The organism is Kribbella catacumbae DSM 19601 (assembly GCF_000372465.1).
GTDB classification, from domain to species: domain Bacteria; phylum Actinomycetota; class Actinomycetes; order Propionibacteriales; family Kribbellaceae; genus Kribbella; species Kribbella catacumbae.
This window is the reverse complement of record NZ_AQUZ01000083.1, coordinates 8,887-33,805: the sequence shown is the minus strand read 5'-3', so window position 1 is coordinate 33,805 and position 24,919 is coordinate 8,887. Positions and strand designations below refer to the sequence as shown.

Annotated in this window: 7 protein-coding genes and 2 pseudogenes; 4 read left to right on the top strand and 5 right to left on the bottom strand. The window is 63.5% G+C overall.

Annotation, left to right across the window (positions count from 1 at the left end; all coding sequences use genetic code 11):
* Both A3ES_RS0142685 and A3ES_RS56975 read left to right on the top strand, forming a co-directional pair.
* Window positions 1-801 (top strand): SMP-30/gluconolactonase/LRE family protein (locus A3ES_RS0142685; protein ID WP_020392966.1); only part of this gene is annotated, 801 nt, incomplete at its 5' end.
* Between the two features lie 707 nt (window positions 802-1,508).
* Window positions 1,509-1,760 carry a GNAT family N-acetyltransferase gene (locus A3ES_RS56975; protein WP_337587784.1) on the top strand — a complete coding sequence of 84 codons (252 nt, stop codon included), beginning with the start codon at window positions 1,509-1,511 and terminating at the stop codon, window positions 1,758-1,760.
* Between the two features lie 252 nt (window positions 1,761-2,012).
* On the opposite strand, the gene A3ES_RS0142675 is transcribed toward A3ES_RS56975, so the two are convergent.
* The 5 genes and pseudogenes from A3ES_RS0142675 to A3ES_RS57355 all read right to left on the bottom strand — a co-directional run.
* Window positions 2,013-2,282 carry a twin-arginine translocase TatA/TatE family subunit gene (locus A3ES_RS0142675; protein WP_020392978.1) on the bottom strand — a complete coding sequence of 90 codons (270 nt, stop codon included), beginning with the start codon at window positions 2,280-2,282 and terminating at the stop codon, window positions 2,013-2,015.
* A 71-nt stretch (window positions 2,283-2,353) separates the two neighbouring features.
* Window positions 2,354-3,994 carry a calcium-binding protein gene (locus A3ES_RS0142670; RefSeq protein ID WP_020392977.1) on the bottom strand — a complete coding sequence of 547 codons (1,641 nt, stop codon included), beginning with the start codon at window positions 3,992-3,994 and terminating at the stop codon, window positions 2,354-2,356.
* A 118-nt stretch (window positions 3,995-4,112) separates the two neighbouring features.
* Window positions 4,113-5,126: a tetratricopeptide repeat protein gene (locus A3ES_RS0142665; protein WP_083934061.1), complete on the bottom strand. Its 1,014-nt coding sequence runs from the start codon at window positions 5,124-5,126 to the stop codon at window positions 4,113-4,115.
* A 720-nt stretch (window positions 5,127-5,846) separates the two neighbouring features.
* Window positions 5,847-9,803 carry an RCC1 domain-containing protein gene (locus A3ES_RS0142660; RefSeq protein ID WP_237745206.1) on the bottom strand — a complete coding sequence of 1,319 codons (3,957 nt, stop codon included), beginning with the start codon at window positions 9,801-9,803 and terminating at the stop codon, window positions 5,847-5,849.
* 72 nt (window positions 9,804-9,875) lie between these two features.
* A pseudogene (locus A3ES_RS57355) lies at window positions 9,876-10,271 on the bottom strand (RCC1 domain-containing protein); the annotation flags it as partial.
* Window positions 10,272-10,555: 284 nt separating this feature from the next.
* Here A3ES_RS57355 and A3ES_RS57485 point away from each other — a divergent pair.
* Window positions 10,556-10,906: pseudogene (locus A3ES_RS57485) on the top strand (DUF6531 domain-containing protein); the annotation flags it as partial.
* Between the two features lie 153 nt (window positions 10,907-11,059).
* Complete coding sequence (locus A3ES_RS0142655) at window positions 11,060-24,634, top strand: putative Ig domain-containing protein (RefSeq protein ID WP_169501850.1); 13,575 nt, start codon at window positions 11,060-11,062, stop codon at window positions 24,632-24,634.
* Window positions 24,635-24,919 lie beyond the last annotated feature (285 nt).

The window sequence follows — 24,919 nt, the reverse complement described above, 5'->3', positions numbered from 1 at the left end:
GCCGAGGGCATCGCCGCAGGCGAAGGTACTACTTTCTACGCCGGGGATCTTTTCACCGGCGACATCTTCCGCGGCGACATCGAGAAACGCACAGCCGCCCCGTTCATCGACGCACCGACCGGCCGCATGGCCGTCGGCATGGCCGTCAACACCCGGCACAATCTGCTCTTCGTCGCCGGCGGATTCACCGGGCAAGCGTACGTATATGACACCGACTCAGGTGCGACCGTGGCCACCTTCCAACTCGGCGACCGCGGAACCTCGCTCATCAACGACGTCGCAATCACACCCCAGGGCGCCTGGTTCACCGACACCCTCCATGCCAGGCTCCACTTCATCCCGATCGGCCAGTACGGAAACCTCGGGCCGTTCAGGACATTGCTGCTCAGCGGACCAGCCGCCGACACCGGCGACGAATTCAATCTCAACGGCATTGCCGCCACACAGGACGGGAGAACCCTGATCGTCGCCCACACAGGCAACGGCGAGCTCTACACCGTCAACCCCGCCAAAGGAACGAGCGCCCACATCACCGGTGTCAGCGTACCAACCGTCGACGGCATCGTGCTGGACGACAACCGGTTGTGGGCAGTGCAGAGCTTCTCCAACCAGATCACCCGAATCGCACTGAACAACGATCTGTCCAGCGGCCTGGTCAAGAAGACCATCACGAGCCCTCTGTTCCAGGTCCCAGCCACGGCTGCCCTCTTCGGCGACACCCTCGCTGCCGTCAACGCAAAGTTCGACACCGGCGTCCCACCCACCGCGGACCAGTACGAAGTCGTCCTGGTCGACGCCTGACTGATCCGTGCCCCTTGACCGGGTTCCCGGTCAAGGGGCACGGATCAGTTCATGGAGGTATGGAAATGACTGGGCGTCAGCACGTTGAGGAGCTGTTCCGACGGGGACGCGAGCATGAGATGCGACATGAACTCGTGCCCGCCCGTGGGTTCTTGGAAGAAGCACTGGCAGACGCGACTGTGGCAGGTCTGACGGATGTGGTACTCAGAGCCCACCTAACCCTCGGCGTCGTCAGCCACAAGGAAGACAACCTGATGGGAACAGTCCGAGGCGACCACCCGACCCTCGCCTCATGCCGCAGCCATCTTCAGAAACTGTGAGCGCAATCCTGGATCGCCGGACGATCACACAGGCCACCTTCAGCCGACGCTCACGACCCCATGGCGAACTGGATCCACATCGTCGAACGAATCTGGGGTGAAGAGTGATCAACAGACGCAAACGGTCGCAGCCCGGGAGGCCATCCGGTGACGCCCGAGTCCCCGATCCCAGGAGCGACCCTGGCCGACATTCTGCGCAACATCGAAGGTGCGTCTTTCCTGCGCCGGATCTCGGCGTCACCGTCCTACCCTCACCCTCTGAGCGGATCTCCTGCGTGATCGAACTCACCGCCTTCGACCATCCCCGCGTAGGCCGTGCCCGGCGGCACCGCGACGACATACGGGCCTACGGTCACCCAAAAGGCGGCTTAGTGCTCACCGGTATCGGTGTGGCAGGCCGCCTCGAATGCACCGTGGAAAGTTCCAGAAGCCCTACGCGGCAAGGGACACGGCCGCCGCCTCGCGCGGACCGCTCGCGCACTTGCCCCGAGAAACTCGCGCATCTGGGCGCAAGTCACACCTTGCAACGCAGACTCGCTCCGCACGTTCCTCGCAGCGGGCTATCTCCCGGTCGGCTCCGAGCCCTCCTCATCGCTCCCCGCTCGTGAAGGGGCATCACACCACCACGGCTCACCTTGAAGAACTGACGATCAGGTTCGCTGGGGCCGCCGTACAGACGCGCAGGTCAGGGCCCGCGGTCGGGTCTGGCGGCCCCAGCGAGTGGTTGCTCGCCGGCTCTGAGGAAGACCGTCGAGTAACCCCCTCGCCAGGTGGCGCAGCCCGGCCAACCGCCCACCGTTGGACCACAACCGGACTGCACTCCTTGGCAAGCACCAATAGCGACTTCCTTGAGGGAAGCTGTGTGTCCCCTGAAGTCGAAGGCCTCGCCTTTCAGTTGGCCGCGTGCGTCGACGGCAAACCTTCCCCGTTCGGCTGAGTCGTGTGCTGAACAGGGGCCGGAACCTCTGCGGCTTGCGCCGATGCCTCAGCGAGCTCATCGTCCTTCTTGCGACCTGGGCCGACTTCCTCCTCCCAGATCTTCTTCGACTTGCCGACCTGCCGCACCAGGGCCGGCAGCTTCGCCGAACCGAACAGCAGCACGACGATCGCGAGGATGATGAGCCACTCCGCGCCCTGAGGCATACCGAAGAGCGTGGTCATGGCGGACTTCCCTTTCGTCGACAGAAGAATCTCCCCCAGACTAGCAAACCACGCTGGGAAACCGATGGGCATCAAGGGCAGCTACTTTTGACCTCTGTGATGCAAGAGTCCCGGCCTGCCGCACCGAAGCCCTGATCACGACCGGCGTCACCGATCAGAATGTCATTGCCGAGAGCACCGTACAGACGGTCATTGCCACCGAACCCGTGCAAGGTGTTGTTGAGGCTGCTGCCCACCAACATATCCGCGAAGTTCGACCCATTGACGGACTCGATGTCGGCCCGCACATTGTCGGACTCACGGGGTCTCCCATCGTTGGCCTTGTTGTCGAGGGACACGCCGACAGGTCCGCCGTGAGTTGTGTACGAAGCGATATCGACGCCCGCTCCACCAATCATCGTGTCCCGGCCGAGGCCACCATCAAGGTAGTCATTCCCAGCCAGACCGCCGATACCGTCGTTGCCATCAAGTCCCCGAATGAGATTCCTTGCGGCCGAACCAATCAGCACGTCGTTTGATGCTGAACCGAGCAGGTTCTCGACATCGGGACGGATGTTGTCACCCTCACCCGATGCGCCGTCATCGGCCTTGTCGTCCAGATCGACCTGTACGCCGGTACTACGGCCAGCGTACGACATGGTGTCGACCCCGGCGCCGCCGGACACTACGTCCGCGCCATCACCTTGCGAGCCGGCGACAGCCAGATCGTTGCCACCCAGCCCGGCGATCTTGTCGTTTCCCCCGCCGCCCTCGATCGTGTTCGACAGATCGTTCCCGAACAGCCGATCGCTGCCTGCGCCCCCAATGATGTTCTCCACATCGGTGCCGACGATGTCGCCCTCGCCGGGGGCTCCGCTGGACCTACTACCGTCGAGCCTGACCGTTACCGCCTCGCGGTAGCCCGCGTAGTTGACGGTGTCGATGCCGCTGCCACCGGCCAGAGTGTCGCCGTCAGGTCCGCCATCCACCAGATCGTTGCCTGCCATCCCGTTCAGCTTGTCCAGTCCGCCCAACCCGAGGAGGGCGTTCGCTTGCCCGCTACCAGTCAGCTCGTCGGCGAACCTCGTACCGACCACGTTCTCCACATCCGTGCGAATGTTGTCCTTGCCGAAGGCGCCGTCGTTGGTCTTGTCATCGAGGGCCACCACAACAGGAAGCTGGGCCAGCTCGTAGCTGACACCGTCAACACCTGTACCACCCTTGATGTTGTGCGCACCGCCCACCGGTACGGCGATGTCGCCGCCAGGTCCCAGGTCGATATCAGTCCTTCCCAGGCCGGGAATCACCTCATCGTTGCCAGACCCCATCCGGACCGTCCCGGCAAGAACAGTCTGATCACGGAAACTATCGTCGCCGTCGCCGGAGTCCAAGCTGAACCGCTGGACGGCGGACAACGGGCAGGACACCAGCCGACCTTCGCCGCCAGACCTGCACGGTGATGTCGGCTCCATGCTCCCGGAGTCATTCAGGAGACCTACGATGTACGAGTCCTCGTTGTCACCAGCCAGGCGCCCTTGATTGAGCAGAAGCTTCTCGTCCGCGCCCGAAGCCTGGATGACCATCGTCCCGCGCTCGATGCGAACCGTCGCCGTGGGTACCTCGGACGCCTCGCTTCCGGCGATCAGCCGGCCACCCACCAAGAGGCCGATCGCCGCCAGCCGGCGTAGATAGAGCCGACCTCTGATAGTGCTCGGGAGACTTCTGAACGACATCTCAACTCCTCGGTTGAACGGCATTTCGACCCCACCGAACCACGCGCGCCTGCCGCCCGAATCGGCAGCGACATCGGCTGTGGACAGATGGTGGACCAACCAGCACAGGGAAATCGGACTAGCGAGCCGCGACCTCGAGATTGGCGCGGATGGTCACCAGCAAAGGGTGACCGGCCTCGACCTGCGGGACGAGCACGGCCAAAGCTCGCTGATGCAGCGTGATCGCACCCGAGCAGTCACCCGCTCTCCGTCGAATGGTGCCCAGCGTGGTCAGTGTGGGCGCAAGCTCAGGATGACTGGAACCAAGCACCGCCTCCTTGCCGGCAAGTGCGTCAGTCGCATACTTCTCAGCCGCGACAAGATCTCCTCGCTCAAGTGCGAGCAGTGCCAGATTCCCGTTGACCACGGCAACTTCATGATGTTCGGTGCCGAGATAGTCACCAAAGGTCGCCCGGCTACGGAGCAAAAGCGCCTCAGCTTCTTGGAACTCACCGATCTCGATCAGCAAAGCCGCAAGAGCTCCTTCATCGCCCGCCAAAGCCAACGGGTTCTCTGCAATCCCCTCACGCAGCTTCAGCCCTCGCCGAGCCCATCGAACTCCCTCAGCCGCCATCCCACTGGCATGCGACAGCCCACCAAGGTTGTGACAGATCACCGCCGCAAACGCCTCATCGCCCGCAGCAATTGCGACCTCCAAAGCCCGCCGGTAGAGGCCTTCGGCCTCCGCGAATCCACCTGTGTACTTGAGCATCATCGCTAGGCCATGTGCCGCCACCGCTACCTGTAGCGCTCTATCACCGAACTCCCGCACTGCCAGCTCATAAGCCCGCCGGTGGGCGACCTCCGCGTCGGTCCATCGCCCAGCACGGCGGGCCGCGTTGCCAGCAGCCGACAGACTCCGAACCCTGACGCCGTCCTCTGGAGCCACCTCCGCTGCACACGACCACACCTCAGCCGCCCGCGCCCAATCCCCGGTGCCCGCAAACAACTGAGCCCCGGCGAGCAACACCTCGTGCCGATCCTTGCCTTCGAGCAGCGCGGCCGCATGAAGCGCCAACTCTCCCGCACCGGCCAGATCAGAGCCAGCTATCGCAGCCGCTCGCTCCAACAACACAGCCGCTTCATCAGCCATCACCTGTCTACGGCTAGCGTCGCCATCGCTCGACGCATTCTCGTTCAGACACCACCATCACCGGTCCCGAGCCACCGACTCGTTGTGGTTCCCGCCACAGACGAATATGTCGCATGGCCAGGGACCTTCGAGCAGTTTGCTGGGCTCGTCACCTGTCCGCGTAGCCGCCATCGGATCGTCAGCCGACAACATCTCCATTGTGCTGATCGGCAGCGCAGCTGCGACAGCAACAGCCACGGCCAAAAGCGCTCGTCGATGCCCCATCAAACGTCCTCTCCACGGCTTACAAGAATTGACAACAGCTTTGCCCGGCACGGTGGGCAGCTGATGGGAAGATCCCGGCTTGCGGCGCGCACCCTGCTGACCGGCGTAGTTGGCGACCTTGCGGGCTCGCATCTCCTCGCCCAACGGGCGGTGCTCCACTAGCGCAGCCGCGCTTGCTGGCCGGAGCCGTAGGCCCACCTCGATATCTTCAGTTAGATGCGCGCGCTCAGGCCGCGAACAAACCGTCAGCACACGGTCAAGCAGTTGGGCCGGTCCTGACGAGCGTCGCGAAGTCCAACAGCAACAGCGCTGCAACGGCCGGTCTGATCGGGCCGCCCACGCTCCCGTCGAGCCCGCGACTCCCGGCCGGATAGGACACAGCATCGGCGCGGGAATTGAGCAACGCCGGCCATGCTCGGGGTGGCCAAGCACAGCCGGCGCTGGTTTGTAGTGCCGTCAATCGGTGAGTAGGCCGGTGAGCCGAGTAAGGGTGGTGCGATTCTGGCCGCCCTCGTAGCCGGTGAGCTGGCCGTCGCCATTGCGTCCGGTGCCGTAGACGGCGCCGTCGCTGCCGATCACCACGGTGTGGTCTCCGGCGGAGCCGACGGTCGACCCTGCGGCCTGGCTGGCGGCGCCGGGGAGACCGCTTAATGGGGTGAGGGTGCTGATGTCGCCTGTGTCGCGGCCGGTGAGCTGCTGGCGGAAATTGTCACCGGCGCCATAGACGGCGCCATTGCTGCCCACCACCAGCGAGTTCCCACAGTTGCCGCCGCCGGCGGCGATCGCAGTGGCGTCCACACCATCGGGCAGGCCGGACAGCATGGTCAGGGTGTCGCGCTGATCGGTGTCGGTTCCGGTGAGCTGCCTGCAGTGATTATCACCTTGGCCGTAGACATCTCCGTCGCTGCCTAGAACGAGTATGTGACTGCCTGAGGTGGCGATCGCGATGGGCAGGACGCCGTCGGGTAGCCCGATCAGTGGAGTCAGCGTGGTTCTGTCTCCGAAGCCGGTGGCCCAGACAACCCCGTCGTTGCCCAAGATGAGCGATTGGAAGCCGCCGGCGGCGATCGCCATGGCCTGTACGCCGTCTGGTAGGCCGGTTAGCTCGGTCAACTGGTTGCGGCTGGCATCGGTTCCTGTGAGCTCCCCGAAGAGGTTGGAGCCCGTGCCATAGACCTTGCCGTCGTCGCCAAGTGCCACTGAGTGACTGACGCCGGCGGCAATAGCGGTCGCCTGGACGCCATCGGGTAGACCCGCTAATAGGGCGAGCTTGGTGCGTCCTGCGGTGTCTGTGCCGGTCAGTTGTCCGACGTTGTTTTGGCCAGTGCCGTAGACGGCGCCGTTGGCGGCCAGGACGAGTGAGTGCTGGGAGCCGGCGGCGATTCGAGTGGCCTGGACGCCGGCTGGTAGGCCGGGGATCTTGGCGAGCGTGGTGTGCTGGTCGGCAGTGCCGGTGAGCTGCCCGCCGTTATTGCGGCCGGTGCCATAGACGATGCCGTTGCTGTCGAGTGCCAGGGTGTGGAAGCCCGCGACGGCTACGCTGACGATTGGTGCTGCAGGTGCTGGCGGGGCCTTGAATAGCCCGGCGCGGATAGCGGATAGCCCGGTGAGCGACGTGGCCTCGGCACGGGCGTCGGTGCCGGTCAGCTGTCCGGCCTCGCTGGCACCGGCTCCATAGACGCCGCCGACAGAGTCGATCACCAGGGCATGACGATCGCCCGCGGCGACAGCGGTGCCAGCGACATCGCGCACAGCGAGTTCGCCATTGCCATTTCCACCGACCGCGGTCACGCTGCTGCCAAACCCGTTACGGATGGCGAAGGACCGGTTGCCGCCTGCCGAGACCGCGACAGCGGGCGGCTGCTCGATTGAACTCTGAAGTGGGGTCAGGGTCAGCGTGGTGAAGGTGGTGCTGGCGACATTGCTATTGAGTTGTCCGGCCAGGTTATCCCCGGTGCCGTAGATGCGGTGGCCACTGGCGAGGACGAGTGAATGGTTCGAGCCGGCAGCGATGGCATAGGCGCCGGCGCCGGCGGGCAGCCCGGTGAGTGGTGTGAGGGCCCAGCGGTTGCTGGGGCCCGTGCCGGTGAGTTGTCCGCGGGAGTTGTTGCCGGTGCCGTAGACGGTGCCGTTGCTGCCCAATACGAGCGAATGATTGCTGCCGGCGGCAATCGCGATGGCCTGCACCCCGTGGGGTAGCTGATCAAGTGGAGTCAGTTCGTGGCGGTTCGCGCCGATCTCGTCAATGTCGGTCAGTTGTCCGAAGTGGTTGTTGCCGGTGCCGTACGCGATGCCGTCGCTGCCCAGGACCAGCGAGTGGTTGCTGCCGGCGGCGATCGCGGTCGCCCTCACACCGGACGGCAAACCGTTCAGCCGGGTTAGGGAGTTGCGATTGCTGGTACCGGTGAGCTGCCCAGATGCGTTGCTGCCGGTGCCGTACGCGATGCCATTGCTGCCCAGGATCAGCGAGAAGTCGCTGCTGGCAGCGATCGCGGTAGCGCGGATGCCGTCAGGGAGAGTGACCGGGGCCAGCGTGCTTTGGTTGGTCGTGCCGGTCAACTGTCCGACAGTGTTACGGCCCGTGCCGTAGACGAATCCATTGTTATCGAGGACCAGGGTGTGAGCAGCGCCGGCCACGACGGCGACAATTGGCGTTCTGTTCGGTAGCCCCCTCAAGGGAGTAAGCCGATTGCGGGTATTGGTCTGCGTGCCAATGTCCGTGATCTGCCCGAGTTGGTTGTTGCCGGTGCCGTAGACGGAACCGTCGCTGCCGACCACGAGAGTATGAGAGAAGCCGGCGGCCAACGCGGTCGCGCGCACGCCAGTTGGCAGACCGCCCAGGAGTGTGAGGTTGGCGCGGTTGCCTGTGCCTGTGAGCTCGCCGGACCCGTTGTCACCGGTGCCGTAGACGAGACCATCGCTACCCAAGACCAATGAAGAAGCGTCACCAGCCGCGATCGCGGTGGGCTTGGCGCCGTTGGGCAGTGGGCTGAGGGGGGTAAGCGTGGACACGAAGGTGTTGGTGCCGGTGAGCTGGCCGAAGGTATTCGAGCCGGCACCATAGACAACTCGGTTGGAGGCGAGCATCAACGAGTGGGAGTCTCCGGCAGCGACGGCGGGGTGTACGCCGCCGGCAATCGGATTGCCCAGCGTCGTAAGGATTCGAAGATTGCCTTTGCCCACCAGTTTTGCGGAGCGGTCAGAACCGGTACCGCGGAGTGGGCCGCCTGCGCGGTCCAGCACAAGCGAGTGTTCGGTGCTTGCGGCGATGGCGGTCGCCGTGGCGAAGTTGCTCTCCGCACTGCCTGCGAAGGGAGTGAATGCGTTGTAGGAGTTGCTGTCCCCCGTGAGCATCCCGGAGGAGTTGTTACCGGTGCCGTAGACCTTGCCGTTACTGCCCATTACTAGCGAAGTGTCAAAGCCGGCAGCAATCGAGACGGCATGAAGGCCGCCCGGAAGCCCGTTAAGTCGGGTCAACGTCGTGCGGTCGCCGGTCTCGGTGAGCTGCCCCTTGTTATTGCGGCCGGTACCGTAGACGTTGCCGTTGCTGTCGAGGACCAGCGAGTGACTTCCGCCAGCGGCGATTGCGACGGGCTGCGCGTCGTCGGGTAGGCCAGTTAATTTGGTGAGCAACTTACGGCCGCTGGTACTGGGGCCGCCTGTGAGCTGTCCGACGTCGTTCGCACCGGCGCCGTAGACGACACCGTCTCTGGCTAGTACCAGAGAGTGGCTGCTGCCAGCTGCGACTTGGGTGCCTGTGAGCGGGGTCAGGATGAACCGGTCGCCGATGCCGGTGAGCGCGCTCTCCGCGTTGTATCCCGCACCGTAGACGAGGCCGTCCCTGCCCAGCACGAGTGAGATGCCGCCTCTGAACGCGTCCAGGGCAAAGTTGCCGCCGGCGTCGATCGCGGTCGCAGTGACACCGTTGGGGAGGCCGGCGAGTTCGGTCAGGGTGGTGATGTCGATGGTGTTGGCACTGGTGCTGGTTAGCTGGCCGAATTTGTTGTGACCGGTGCCGTATACCTTGCCGTTGCTGCCAATGACCAGTGAGTGGTCCGCACCGGAGGCGACTGCGGTGGCGGTGACGCCATTGGGAAGGCTCTTGAGTTCGGTCAGGGTGGTGATGTCGCTGGTGTTGGTACCGGTGAGCTGGCCGAAGAAGTTGCTGCCGACACCGTACGCCTTGCCGTTGCTGCCGATGACAAGTGAGTGGCCGTCGCCGGCCGACATCGCGGCGGCAGTGACGCCATTTGGGAGCCCGATGAGTGCAGTGAGCGTGGAGCGAGTGGTGCTGGTCTCGCCTGCGTTACTGGTGAGCTGACTGTTGGTGTTGAGGCCGGTGCCATAGACCCTCCCGTTGTTGCCCAGAACCAGCGAATAGTCGCCGCCGGCATCGATCGCGGTGGCCAGCACGTCGTTGGGTAGGCGTAGTTCACCGAAGGTAGTGCGCCCGGTCCCGATGGTGCCGGTGAGCTGCCCGCTGCCGTTGCTGCCGGTGCCGTAGACCCTGCCATCGCTAGCCAATACCAGTGAGTGGGAGTTCCCGGCGGCGATCGCGAGCGGCTGCGCATCGCCCGGCAAGCCGGTGAGCTCGGACAAGTTGAACCGGCTGCCAGTGCCGGTCAACTGTCCGGCACCGTTGCTTCCTGCGCCGTACACGACATGGTCGCTGCCCAGCACCAGCGAGTGGGCGCCACCAGCTGCAACCGAGATGGCTCGCACGCCGAACGGCAGATCGCGAAGCCGCAACAGCGAGGTCCGATAGCCGGTGCCGGCGCCGGTCAGCCGCCCGGCTCCGGTAGTACTCGTGCCGTTGACCCCGGTCCCGTACACCACACCATCGTCGATCACCAACGTATGAGACTTGCCCGCGGCAATCATGCGGCCTGCTGGTGCCGGGACAAGTGCGGAAGTCGCAGGAGTCGCCAATTTGGCGGCGTGGACAGGACCGGCCACCAGCCCGCTGACAACCAAAGCGAGCGCCGAGATCGAGGAGATGAGCTTGGTGCGGCGTACGGCGCCGACGGGTCTTCTGAGGCTGGTGATCATCTCCTCACCGTTACCGACGGCGCTGGGAAAACATTGGGAAACCCTCTTCCCAGCGCATTCCCAGGAGTGCTTGCCAGTCTGCCGATGCCTTGAGATGTGCGATTCGACGTGTCGAAATGGAGTTGGTCTGCGTGGTTGCTGTCGTTGCGGGTAACGGGCTGGGTCTGTTCAACGCCTCTGTCAACGTCCTAGGTAGTGCAGGCATGCTCGGTCGAGCCGGGACGGGTCAGGCGGGCGGCCGGTGCTACGTGAACGTTGCCACCGGCAACCTGGTGTTGCAGGCCTACGACGAGCGGTTGGCGGGGCGCGGACTGGATCTCCAGCATGTGCGCACACACAACTCACTCGGCCAGGCCAACGACGGCGATGGGGACGGATGGCGCTGGGACGGCGAGCGCGTCGTCGCCGCTCAGGGACCGATCGGTGCGGCAGGAAGCACCGTGATCCGAACCGACTCCGACGGCCACGCGACGACCTACACCTGGAACGGAACGGCCTACAGCAGCACCGAGGGCGGCGGGGCCCACGACGCCATCACTCACGACGCGAGCGCTCAGCAGTTCGTCTGGACCGATGGCTCGACCCGGCTGATCGAGCGGTATGCCGTCGGGACGGGCCGGTTGGCCAGCCAGCAGGATGTGAGTGGTAACAGGATCGATTTCGGGTACGACGCAGGCTCCGGACGGCTGACAGATGTGGTCGATTCGGCCAGCGGACAACGGCTCGTCTTGACCTATGCGACGGTACCGACCACCAGCCTGACGCGGTTGCAGAAGGTCGAGACCCGCGCGCTGACCGAAAACCCGCCGGGGAAACCGACCGAGACGGTGGGCGCGGCGGTCAGGCAGGTGGAGTACGGCTACGACACGAGCGGCCGGTTGACGTCGGTCAAGTCAGACCTGACACCGTCGACTACGAGCGATGCCGTCATCTTCGTGACGACGTACACCTATGACGGCGGCAGCGGTCGGGTGGCGAAGGTCTCGTACAGCGATGGAACGACTCTGAACGGCACGACTCTGACCTTCGCCTACGAAGCCGACAGCGGCCGGTTCAGCACGGCGACCGATGCCAGCGGCGTGCAGACCTTCACTTACACGACCACAGGCACTGGTGCCAACGCCACGGTCAGCACCGACGTATCTGTGGATGCCGGTTCTGGTAGCCAGACCTGGACCTACGTCAGCAACGCCAAGCAGCAATTGATCGAGGTCAAGTCTCCGCCGCCCACTCCAGGTGCGGTGCGGTTGACGACCCAGTTCGTCTACGACGCCGCCGGAAACGCCGAGGGCAATGTCCGGCGAATTATCGATGCCCAAGGTAATGCGGTCGACTACGAGTACGACGGACTCGGGAACCGCAAGTTGGAGCGTGACAGCCTAGGCAACACTCTGCTGCGCACGTTCGACGGCAAAAACCAGGTGGTGACCGAGACTCGGCACGGCGTTCGGGACCCGGACGGTACCGGTCCGCTGCTGCCCGAAAGTCCGGTGACCGATCGTTTCGTGTACGACGGCCAGTCGCGGTTGCGGTTCGCCGTCAGCGCCGAGGGTGTGGTGACCGAGAACCGGTACGGCACTGTCGCGCCTGCGGTCGGACTATTGACCCATTCACTGGTATACGCGGGCGGTCGGTACAGCGTCGGCGGGATGACCCCGCCGCAGGTGTTGAGCGAGAGTCAGCTGATCACGTGGGTGGGTGGGCAAGACAAGACCAAAGTCGAATTGACCGAGTTCACCTATGACCTGCGCGGCAACGTGAGCAAGCAGATCGACTATGCGACAACCAATTCTGCGGGCGGTGTGCTCGACGCGGGGGCAGTGGTCAGAGAGTTCGTGTACGACGGCCATGGCGACCTGATCAAGACGCTAGTGGTGCGCGGCAGTGCCCGGGATCTTCGTACCGAATTGGCCACCGCGACGTACGACGGGCTGGGTCGCCTGAAGCAGATGATCGACAGTAGCGGCTCGACGACAACCAACTATGACGATGCGAGCCGCAAGATTCGGGTGAATACGCAGGCCGGTCTGATGGCGACGCGCAGCTTCGACGACCGCGGCCGGCTGGTCGGTGTGACCCAGCAGGCCGGTGCTGACGGGGCGAGCCGGGCGAGCCTGCTGGTGTATGACGGGGCCGGACGGCTGCGGATGGCCGAGGACCCGCAGGGAGGGCGGCGGTTCCTGTTCTACGACGCTGCCGACCGGGTGCGCTTCCAAGTGGACGCCGCTGGGTCAGTGACGGGACTGGCGTACAACGCCAACGGCAAGGTCACGACGCAGACCCAGTTCCGCAATGTCGCCAACACCAGTTCTTGGTACAACACCACAGACAAGACAGTCACCAAGCATGCCTTGACTCTGGGAGGCGCCGGCAGCGACGTTGTCGTCGACGCCGCTCATGACCGAGTCCTCGCGTACGCCTACGACACTGCGAGCCGGCTCAAGACATCGACAGACGCCGTCGGCACGGTGAGCGACACGACATACGACGGACGATCGCTGGTCAGCAAGCAGCAAACCGCAAACCGGTCGGTGCAGTACTTCTACGACCGCGACGACCGTGTGGTCGGCACGGTCGATGCGATGGGGTTCCTGGCCGAGTACAAATACGACGGCGCCGGCCGACTGTCCGAAACCGTCCGGTACAACACCCGCAGCACAGCCGCGACGAACATCGTCGGCGCATTGGCCGCCCCGCTGTGGGTCGGTGTGTCCAACCAGACCGCAACCGGTGGGCGGCCGTTCGAATACCGGATGCCCGCGGTCGACGCCGATACAGACACCGTGGCGTACACGTTCGTCGGCGCGAAACCTGAGTGGTTGGAACCGATCGACACCAGTACTGGTGTCGCGATCCTGAAGGGCAAACCACCGGCCGCTCCGGCGTCGTACAGCGTCGTGGTGCAGGCCGACGACCAGCGCGGCCAGACCAGCAACGCGACGGTTCAGATCGCCGTGGTCAACAAGCCGCCAACCTGGGCACCGGTACCGATCCAGCACCTGATCGCGGGTCAAGTCTTCAAGCTGATCGTACCGGCGGCGGTCGATCCGGAAGGCCTTGCCCCGACCTACAGTGTGGTCTCGAAGCCTTCCTGGTTGACCTTCAGCGCAGGTACGCGAGAACTGAGCGGCACGCCGACGGCGGTGGGGTTTGCAGTCGTGGAACTACGCGCGACCGACCTGCACGGTGGTATCGCATCTATGGCCGTGGGACTGAACATCGGTAACACCAGCAACAATCCTCCGATCTGGGCACAGCTCCCGCCAGCGTCGATGACTGCCGCTTCTCCGGCCAACTACACGCCGCCGGCGGCCCAGGACCCCGACGGTCAGTTCATGTCCAACTACATTGCGGCAAGTGGTCTGCCGGCCGGGCTGTCGGTCAATTCGAAGAACGGAAGCCTGGTCGGTACGACGAAGGCGGTCGGAACCCACTCAGTGGTGCTGCGTGCCATCGATCCGCTAGGAGCATCGGTGGATCGCACCCTGTCGTTGGAGGTGCGCAACGCCCTGCCGTTGTACATCGGCGGGCTAGCCGACCAGGCTTTTGACAGTATGGAATTTCCCAGCCCGTTCGCATTCCCCATGCCGGACAACGCGTTCGTCGATCCCAACGACGACCAGCTGACCTACACGGCCAACGAGGGAGCGACAGGCTGGCCGTCATGGCTGACTTTCGACGAGCAGAACCTGACCTTCCACGGAACCATTCCAGCCGGTCGGACGAACACGCAAAGCTTTCCGATCACCGTCACCGCCCACGACGGCCGCGGCGGAACTGTCAGCGGTAGCTTCAGCCTCACCGTACGGCCGTTGGTCACGGGATTTGCCGCCAAACCCAGACAGACCGCTGCTGTCGCGCCGGTGGACGACGTGCTCGCGCCATGGCGACCCTCGAGCACCGCTGGCCTGCGCAGCTATCTGTTCTACGACGGTCAGGGCCGAGTGACGGTCTCGATCGACGAGCAGGGATTCCCGACCGAGACGCTGTACGATGCTGCGGCCAACAAGCAACAGACCCTGCGCTATCCGATCGCGGTAGCCGTGGTTCCCAGCGACACACCGACGTCAATCAAGGCGAGGGCCGGCGCCGCCAAGGCGATCGCCACTGTCGAGTACGACGACATGGGCCGAATGGTCCGCGTGATCGGCGAGGATGGCACGGCCACGCAGACCGAATACGACGCCGCCGGGCGCGCCGTACGGGTGATCGCCGCTGCCGGCGCCACATCCGCTACCGACGTTGCAGAGTCGGGTGCACCGCGGGCAGGCAGGGTCCGGCTGAACGAGTTCGGTGAAGTCACCGGCACGCTCAACGGTGTTGGTGATGCGACACTGCCGGCCAGCCCGACCCAGGCGCAGATCGACCTGGCGATCACGGCCCGTGGCATGCAGCTCGAGTCCGACAGTTTGGGGCGGCGGGCAAAGGCGATCGATGCGAATGGTCATGCAAGCCTGCTGTTCTACGACCGCGAGAATCGGTTGACCCACACGATCAACGCCGAGCGTGAGATCACCGAGACCGGATACAACAGCAGCGGGCAGGCCGAGGTCGTGCGCCGCTACTTCAACCGGATCACTCCGGAGAACCTGGCCGGCCTGACCGGTGGGCCGGCCAGTCAATTGCAGGGAAAGCTACCCGCGCAGGACCAGTCCAAGGATCAGCTGACGCGGTTCGAGTACGACCGTCGTGGCCTGCTGACCAAGCAGATTGACCCTGAAGGCTTCGTCACCAACCGCACCTACAACCAGCACGGCCAACTCGAGATCGAGACCCGCACCATCACCCAGACGCCGAACACGACAGTCGCAACTCGGTTCGACTATGACCTGCGTGGTGGGCTGATCGCGCAGACCAGTGACTTGGGCGGGGTCAACCTGCACCATCGCACGTCGTACGACGGTCAAGGCCGCCCCGTACGGATGGTCGATGGCGCGGGGAACGCCACCACGACGAGTTATCTCGACGCTGGCCGCGCAATCGAGGTGACCGATCCGCTGAACCGTAAGGTGCGCACCGAGTTCGACGCGCTCGGCCGCGTGTCGAAGCGGTTGGACGCATCGACCACGCCGGCAATCACGACGTACACCTATGACGACTCCGCCCGCAAGGTCACGACGACCTCGCCGGAAGGTGTCGTGGTCGCCACCCGCAAGACCCGGCACGGGGAAATTCTCGACGTGACCGATGGCGAGGGCGGGATTACGAAGTACGAGTACAACAAGGACGGTCAGCTGATCAAGGTCATCGAGCCGAACGGCACGCCGGGTGGCCAGGTGATCAGGACCAACACCTATGACGACAGCGGTCGCCTCGAGACCACCACTGACGGCCGTGGCACGGTGGTCCGGTTCGACTATGACGCTGTCGACCGGGTCCGCGAGCAGCACATCGACCCCGCCGCCGACAACGTGACGACGGCGTATGAGTTCAACGCCCTCGGGCAGACGGTCAAGGTGACTGAGGGCAAGGGCACACCCGCAGAGCTGGTGACCAGCTACGACTACGACCGCAACGGTCGCCCCCGCGCCATCGTCGTCGACCCAAACGGTTTGAAGCTGTCGACGACGTACAGCTATGAGGGTCTCGGCGACAAAGTCACCATTGCGCGGGGCACGGTCACCGAGCCCAACCAGCTGGTCACGAGGTACGAGTTCGACAAGCTGGGCCGCAAGACCAAGCAGATCGATGCACCGAGTGCCGTGCTGGGCACCGGCGCACCCGGCACGCGTGACCTGACCACGCAGTACCGCTACGACGCGGCGGGCCGACTCAGCCGGATCATCGATCCCATCGGCAACAGCACTTGGTCGGTATATGACGCCGCCGGACAGATCACCCATGTCATTAACGCCGAAGGCGAAGTTGGCCAGAACCGTTATGACGCGAACGGTCGGCTGGTCCATACCCGCCGGCACGTCAACCGGTTGAGCGCCACAGTCCTCAACAGCCTGGACGACGTGGTCACCGCAGCCACAATCACCGCGGCATCGACGACGAGTGTCGGCGACCAGCGAAGCTACCTGGTCTATGACAAGGACGGCCGCTTGCGCTTCACGTTGACCGCGGATCAGGATGCCAAGTGGGTGATCGGCGAGAATCGCTACAGCGCCAACAGCAACAACCTGATCGAGACGCGTCGCTACGACAAGTTTCTTTCCGACACCCGCGTCAACGCCATCGACACCACCGCGTCGCCGGGAATCACAGTGACGGAGGTCAACACCGAGCTGACCGGACTGGGCTATAGCGGCGAAAGCACGCTCGTAAATATCCAGCGTACCCGGTATGCCTATCACGCGAACAACCGGTTGCGGTTCACCGTGGATGCTCAGGGTGCCGTCACTGAGAATGTTTACGACCCGATGGGTGCGCTTGTCGCCACCATCCGGTACGCGGTCAAGCCAGCGCTGACGGAGTACACGCAGAACGCCATCAACGCAGTGGTCGACCGCATCAACGTGGGCAATCAGGTCACCCGATACTCCTACGACACTCAGGACCGCCTGCGGTTCACCCTGCGAGTCGAAGCCACTGACGGCACGGGCAAGGCGACGCAGCATCTGGTCAGCGAGCAGAGATATGACTCGCTCGGCCGGCCTACCGAGTCCATCCAGTACGTCACTGCGGTCGGTGCTCTGGCCGACTACCGCGCCGCGACTATCGCCATGGCAGTCACCACTCATGCCGACAACCGTCGCCAGGTGTCGGTCTACGACACTGCCGGGCGGCAGATCTACGCCGTACGTGTACTCGCTACCGGTGCGCAAGGCAAGCACCTTGTCATGAGGACCGAGTACGACGCGGTCGGCCGCGCCGCGAAGCGGACCGAGTTTGCCACCGAACTAGGCCTGGCGAACCTCGCCAGGGGCACCCTCGATACGGCGGTTGGGGCGAACGCGAGTGCTCGAGACCGGGTGACCAGCTTCGTGTACGACGTGGCTGGGCGGCTCCGGTTCGCAATCGCGCCGGATGGCACGCTGCAGGAGTCGCTGTACGACGCCGGCGGGCGGCTGACCGAGAAGCGCATGTTCGACCTGACCGTGCCGGCGACCACACCGCGGACCGAGGCCGCGCTGAGCACGTTGCGCGGTAATCGGCGGGTCGGCGACGGCGTCACCCGTGGTAAGCGGTACAACTACGACCGGGTCGGCCGACTGGACACCACCACCGACGCCAAGGGCTTCCACGAAACCAACGAATACAACGGCCTGGGCGACCGGACTAGCCACATCGACAACAACGGCGCTATCTGTACCTACGTGTATGACCGGCGCGGCCGCGTGTTCCGGAAGATTACTCAACCGGTCGAGGTGTTCGTCCAGCTCACCGGTCAAAGCACACCCTCCGTGCAGGAAGCCTCGCTGGAGGACCGCACGATCTACGACGCGTTCGGAAACATCAAGACCACGATCGAACGCGCGAACACCACCGACGCCCGGACCTCGGACTACACCTACGACACACTCGGCCGGCTGGACGGCACACTCCTGCCGGGATTTTACGACCCGGCAGCCGGCAAGGTCGAGAAGACGACCAGCGCAGGCCGATTCCGCCGCGAGGTCCTGCTCGCCTACGACGTGTTCGGACAGCTCGTGCGCACTCGCACCCGTACCGGCGCGTCCACGTTCCAGAACGAGTACAAGACATACGACCGGCTCGGCCGGGTCAAGCACGACGTGGATGCGATGAACCACGCCGTGGCGTTCAAATACACCACCTTCGGCGACCAGGAGCACGTCACCCGGCACGGCGTCACCATCACCGGTACGCCGCCCAACGGCAGTCACTGGACCGAGACCGAGATCGCGGGGAAGGTCGGCACTGACCCGAAAGCTCGCGTCATCACCACGAAGTACGACAACGCAGGCCGCAAGAGCGAGGTCAAACTGCCGCAGGCTGCCTACTACCACGGGGACACTGCCCAGCGGGTGAACCTGGCGACCTTACCGCCGACGGAGAGCATGCGGGCAGCTACCAGCTACGAGTACACGGCCTTCAGCGAGGTACGCCATGAAGCCGTTCAGATCAACGCGACCCAATGGCGAGACACCTGGCACTACTTCGACACAATGGGCCGTAAGACCGCCAATCTCGACGGTCTCGGACACCTCACCAAACAGTCCTACGACCCGTTCGGCAACCTGGGCCAGTCCATCGAGTACGCCACAGCCGGGGTCGCACCCACCACCGGCGACGCCCAGCCCAGCGGGACGGACAACGGCAACGACCGCATCACCAAATTCGGCTACGACACGCTCAATCAACGCACCAAGGTCGAGCGCCTCGGCGCGCGCTATACCGCCTGGATCACCGACGCCTATTTCCAACTGAACAAGACGCGCACCGAGGCGACGACACTGCAGGACTTCACCTATGACGGGATCGGTAGGGTACGGACTCAGACCGATGGGCTGGGCAGTGTGACCCACTTCTCCTACAACGCACTCGGCCAACTGAAACAGATCACCGAACCCGCCCGCGGGACCGCGGGCGCCGCTGCCGTCGATCCGTTCGTGGGCCAGGTGAGCGCCTCCCCTGTCACCACATTGACCTTGAACGGGTTCGGCGAGGTGATCAAACAGACTCGCAGCTCCGGTGGCGCGGTAGCCGGTGGCACATTGACGGTCGAGCAGGCTTTCGACGCCGCAGGCAACATCGTGACGACCATCGACGCAATGGGCAACTCAAAATCCCGGCAGTACGACTACGCGGGGCGGGTGCTCAAGGAAACTCAGCCGGTCAACGTCACGATGAGCGGCTGGATGACGAACTCCCACACGGTGGAGCGGCGCTACGCCTACGACGCCAGCGGGCAGCAGACCGACACGATCGACGTGTTCAAGGAAGGCACCGCGACCTGCTGGAGCGGCGTGCGGAACCTGTACGACGAGTTCGGCGCGATCAAGGAAGAGCGCCGAATCTGGCAGGACGTGTCCACCCAAGGCGATGCGATCGTTGCGTTGTACACGTATGACAACGCCGGGCAGGCGAAGACCCGGACGGCGTCCGATGGCGTCACCCACTTCTACTACGGGCTCGCCGGCGATGTGACCCGGCAAGAGCAACGCGGAACATCTGGAGCGCTTGGCGAGACTACGCGGATCACCGAGAACGGTATTGACCTGCTCGGGCGGGCGCGCGTACAACGGCTGCCAGCCTGCTCCGCGGTGACTGCACCGGTGAGCTTAGCGACGACGCAGATGACGCCTTTGGCCCTGCAGGACTACGACCGGTGGGGCAATGTGATTACCCGCACCGAGGGCCGCTATGTGCGCCACGACACTAATGCGGTCGCCGGTGACGCTGACACGACCACCTACCAGTACAACGCCGACAACCAGCCAACCGATGAACTGCTGCCCACCGCGACAGCGGTGCGCGGACATGACGGCTCGTCCTATGCCGCGGATCTGCGTCACCAGTTGCGCTACGACCTGACCGGCCGGATGGTGCAAGAGATCAACCAGTCCACCCGGCACGACCCGCCCGGCAGCGAGCTGACCACCCACCGGACTCGCAGCCGACGGTTCGACCAGGCCGGCCAGATGATCAGCGAGACCGACGCCACCACAATCACGACCGGGTACGCCTACGACAGCCAGGGGCGGCGGGTCGGTGTCCGCGATGCGCTGGGGCGGGTCTATGTCGACACATTCGACAGCAACGGGAACCTGCTGTCGCACAGCGTGTTGCGTCAGCCCGCCGGGTCCTCGACGAAGGTCGCGTACGTCGTCAACCGGTATCTCTACGATCAGGCGAACCGTCGCGTCGGTTCGGGCGAAACCATTCTCGGCAACGCCGTTGCGTGGTCGTTCACGAAGCTCGACGAGCGTGGCTATGCGCGGATCAATCGCAATCCGACGGGACATGAGACGTCGTGCGACTACGACGTTCTCGGCAACAAGAAGCTCGAGCTCGGTCGGATGGATCCCGCGCAGCCAATCACTGACAGGTACACACAGAGCTGGGGGTACAGCCTCAATACCACCGACTACACGGTCGGCCGGCTGACGTCCAGCAAGGTGGGTGAAGACCGGACGACGACATATCTGTACAACGTGTTCGGTCAGCTCCGTCGCGAGGAACAGGACAACGACGGCACAGCCGGCTCCCGCAGTCACACCTACAAGCCCAACGGACTGATTGAAAGCGTCACTGAGTCACTGGCCAAGGGAACGTTCGGGACCGCAGGAGGCGTCGACTACCGGACCAGCACCGAAACCGCCAGCTACGAGTACACGGCCAAGGGACAGGTGGCCAGGGATCACTTCACCCGCAGCAGCAGTTTCGAGTCTGGAACGTTCGTCGACGGCCAACTCGAGAGCACCCAGCTCATCACCGAGCCCGCGATCACACGGACGAGCTACATCGTTTATGACCCGCACGGCCGAGTCGTCAAGGTCGAGGCACCCGAAGGCCAGCAGACCCCTGCCCAGGCCACGCTGCGTGTCAGCTACACCTATGACGAGCTCAACAACCGCCGCGGCGTGGTCGGTGAATACGGCAGCCCATGGTCTGACGGATTCCATCAAAGAAGTGAGAAGTGGTTCCAGTACGACGCCGAAGGGCGAGTCACCCTCGTCGACGGCGAACGAGTTAACGGGCAGATCGTAAAGGGCCGCGGAACCACGGTGAGCTACGACGGACTGGGGCGGCGTCAGGTCGCCACCAAGTTCGTCGAACATCGCCAGATTGAGGACCTGGTCTTCGATCGGTTCAGGCGTGAGGAGTACGGCTATGACGACCTGGACTACCTGACCTCGATACTCGGCAAGGAAATCCATACCAACGTCACCATCGATGGGGATCCCTGGATCGACTACATAGCTCCGGACTTCTCATCCCGGGAGATCCGCACCGTTGATACAAGGGGTGGTCTGCTAACGAACGAAGCCACAAACAACGAGCAATTTTCGACCGAAAACACGAACACGTTGACGACCTTCTGGATCCGTGCGGATGGTCAGCTCCAGCAGCAAACGATGGCCGACCGGCGTGATCCGGAAAAGAGCTCTCAAACCACCTACTTCTATGACACTGCCGGCATCCTGCGCATGTACCAGTATCACCAGGATGGCGATGAGGACGACGAGGACGAGAAGCCCGAGTTCACCAACACCTACGGCTACTCGTACACGAGCGAGTTCGGTGGCAACCAGATCAAGCGAATTACCGTGGATTCCACGCTCGAACTAACGAAGCAAGGATTCACGACCAACAGCTATGACCTTGCGGGGAGGCTATGGCACCAGCTGTCCGATCTGCCGAATGAAGGCAGTCGTGTCCGCACCTTCACCTATGACACCGAGGATCGCGCCCTGGTCAAGACCGAGGCGATCCGCCCCGAGTCCGGTGGTATCACATCGAACCGCGAAGACCTTCTCTACGCCGAGGGCAGGCCCGTCGCCACTCTTCGTTCCGGCGCCTCGCGCTCCGCGATCTTCAACAACATCTTCACACCGATCAGCAACGCCTATCCGGCCGCCAGCCCGACCAGCCACCTCGTTCGTGACGGCGACACACTGCTCGGGATCGCCCAACTGGCCTTCGGCGACAGCTCCCTGTGGTACCTGATCGCCGACGCCAACGGCCTCAGCTTCGGACCCGACAGCGCATTGCCAGCCACCGAGCGCGGCAAGACGTACCGCATCCCCAACGTCGTCGCCAACGTCCACAACGACAACACCACCTTCCGCCCCTACAGTTTCGCCGACATCATCGGCGACTCCACCCCAACACCACGCCGCGTCCCACCACCGGGACCCAGCTGGTGGGAGATCGCGCTGGTCACGATCGCCGTCGTCGCCGTGACGGTCATCGTCGCCTACGTAACCGGCGGGTCAGGCATCTTCGGCGCAAGCTACCTCGGCACGGTGATCGCCGCCGGCATCGGCGCTGCCCTAGGAAACGCCGCAGGCCAGGCGGTGACGATGGGCTTGGGCTACCAGGACAACTTCAGCTGGACGAGCATGGCGGCAGCCGGCCTTGGTGGCGCCGCCGGCGCCGCCCTCGGCGGCCTCGTCCAGGGCACCGGGCTCGCTGCTCGCATGGTGCGAAGCGCGTTCACCACGACAGGCGACCTGATGGGCCGCGGCATCGCAGGCGAACGCATCAATGGAAACGAAGCTCTCTTCAACCTCGCCTTCGGAATGGCAAGCGCCAGCTGGAGCAAGCACCTCGACAGCGAGAACTTCAAGTGGAGTAGGGGCGTAGACCGGGTTCTGACTGGCGCGTTCAACCCCCAGTCCGGCTGGGTCTTTCACGACAAATCTCGCACCTGGCAAAACATCGTCAAAAACGCAGTCGGAGCCCTCACCGCCGTCGTCGCCGGCGCCACCGCCAAAATGGTCCACACCCGAATCAACTACTGGTGGACGGTCGACGGCCCAAGACCGGACCCAGGCGAAGACTGGATAACCCCCCGCCAGCCAGCCCGTCGGACCAGCGGCAACACTCCAAGTACCGAGCGTGACGCTCAGTACGCAGAATGGGTGGCCCTTGACACACAGGCACAGGCGAGCGGAGACACTGAGTATGTACTGGTGGCCGACAACCGCGATGGAGTAGTCAACTATGGCGATAAACCTGCGTTCTTATTCGCCTACAGAAACCCCAAAACCGGTAAGATCGAGGAGTATACCGTAGCAGTTCAGCCCGAACTTAGTTCGATTGACACAAGCGACCCGAATGTCCGTCGCGAGGTTGACGCAATGACCGGCGAGCAGTGGTGGATCCTGGTGGTGGATCCCTCCACTGGAGCCATTAGGCCGGTTGGCCCAGTCTCGCTGGTGCCAGTTAGGTCCGAGCCGCGCGAATTGCCTCAGTCCAGGCTAAGTCCGCCGATGAGTAAACTCGAAGAATTCGCTGAATCAGTGGAGGCAGCAGGCACGCAGCTAGCCGCGCGGCGCTTGGTGGACGAAGCCGTCGAAAGGCTAATACGGGAACAAGGAAAAACGCTCTCGGGACTCGATAAGAAGATCGACGATATAAAGAAGAGCAAGTTCGTAGTTGATCACGCTTACCTAATTCGCGAGATGGAACAAAAGAAGCAGGACATCATTAATCAGTACGCTCCACAAGTAGTACAGAGCTCACCCATCCCCAATATCTATCGTGCGCCATTCGTCAACCTTCCCTATCGAGTGCGCGGCATTGAACTACAAGGGCCAGTCTTTGAGCAGGAATACCAATATGCCTCTGATATCGCTCCCGAAAAAGGAGTGCGATTCGGCAAGTTTGGTGGCTATACATACAAACACCCCGCACTTGCTAATGCGATCGGGTATGCCAACTCTTATGACTGGGAAACTGATGTCGTTCAGGTGGCCAACGACCTTGAGCGGATAGCTAGACAAGGCCATACTGAGATCCATTTCGCAACCGGCACTCATGGCGACGTCGACGGAACCCGTTCCCTAGGGCCGAAGAGGTTCCTGCGAGATGATGTCCGCTCAGTCATGGAAACGATGGAGCGTCATCCCGGCCTCAAAATCATCGTATACAACATGGCGGATCCCATTCAGGCATCCCGATTCGATGCCGTGCAGGCGCTTGCGGCGGACCAGGCTTTGCCAGGTGGCGCGTCACTCGCGGCCTACTGCTTCAGTAATCTCTGCGTGAATGACCCAGGCCCTTCCACAGGGCCATACCACGGCCCCTACGGATACGCCGAGGGCCTCGATCGCACTGGTCCACGGATAGCGTACTTCCAGGGCATATCTACCGCAGCATTCGGCGCGCTGAGCTTGTACGGTGGCCTGGAGGATCCCAACGGCGCCGTGCGTGCGCTGAAGGTCGCTGGAGGGGGACTACAGACTATCGGCGGCGTGAGCTACGCGGTCGGTTATGCCCGCGATTCGCTCCGAATGGTCAGGTTCGGGTCGGCCCTGGGAACTATTACCAACCGTGTCGTAGCGCCACTCGCGCTCATTGATGTTAGTCGAGGCATGAGGACGAAGTTCACATCCGGCTATTCACAAATGTCACCGTCGGAAAAATTCCTCCACGAAAGCGACACAGCAACGACTTTGGCGAGTATATGGTTTCCGCCAGCTGTGGTAGCTGCGCTCGCCATCCATTTTGGAGTTGTCCCTATCGCGGAGAGAGGATCAGCGTACCTCACGCCAATGTTTATGGGTGGGATCTCTCAAGCCTACGGAATTCCGTCTCAATATGTATGGGGCTGGCAATGAGTGGGCCCTTCTCCCTTTTGTGGGCACACCACGGATAGGTGCCCCGATCCGTCGGGAGTTTCGCTGATGAGTTGGACACGCCGTAGCTTCGGCGAGGAAGAAGCGGTTATGACTCGTCAGCGAGGTTGGACTGTCTGTAGCTGAGACCGTCCCGGGAACATCGGTGTTCACGAGATGTAACTCCTCGATCATTGAGTTGCCGGCGGCCAAGACCAATACAGGGCCCTGCCAACAGGGCTCCGGCAAAGTCGTTGCCTGGGGCTGTGACCTGCGGGTTTAGGGCTG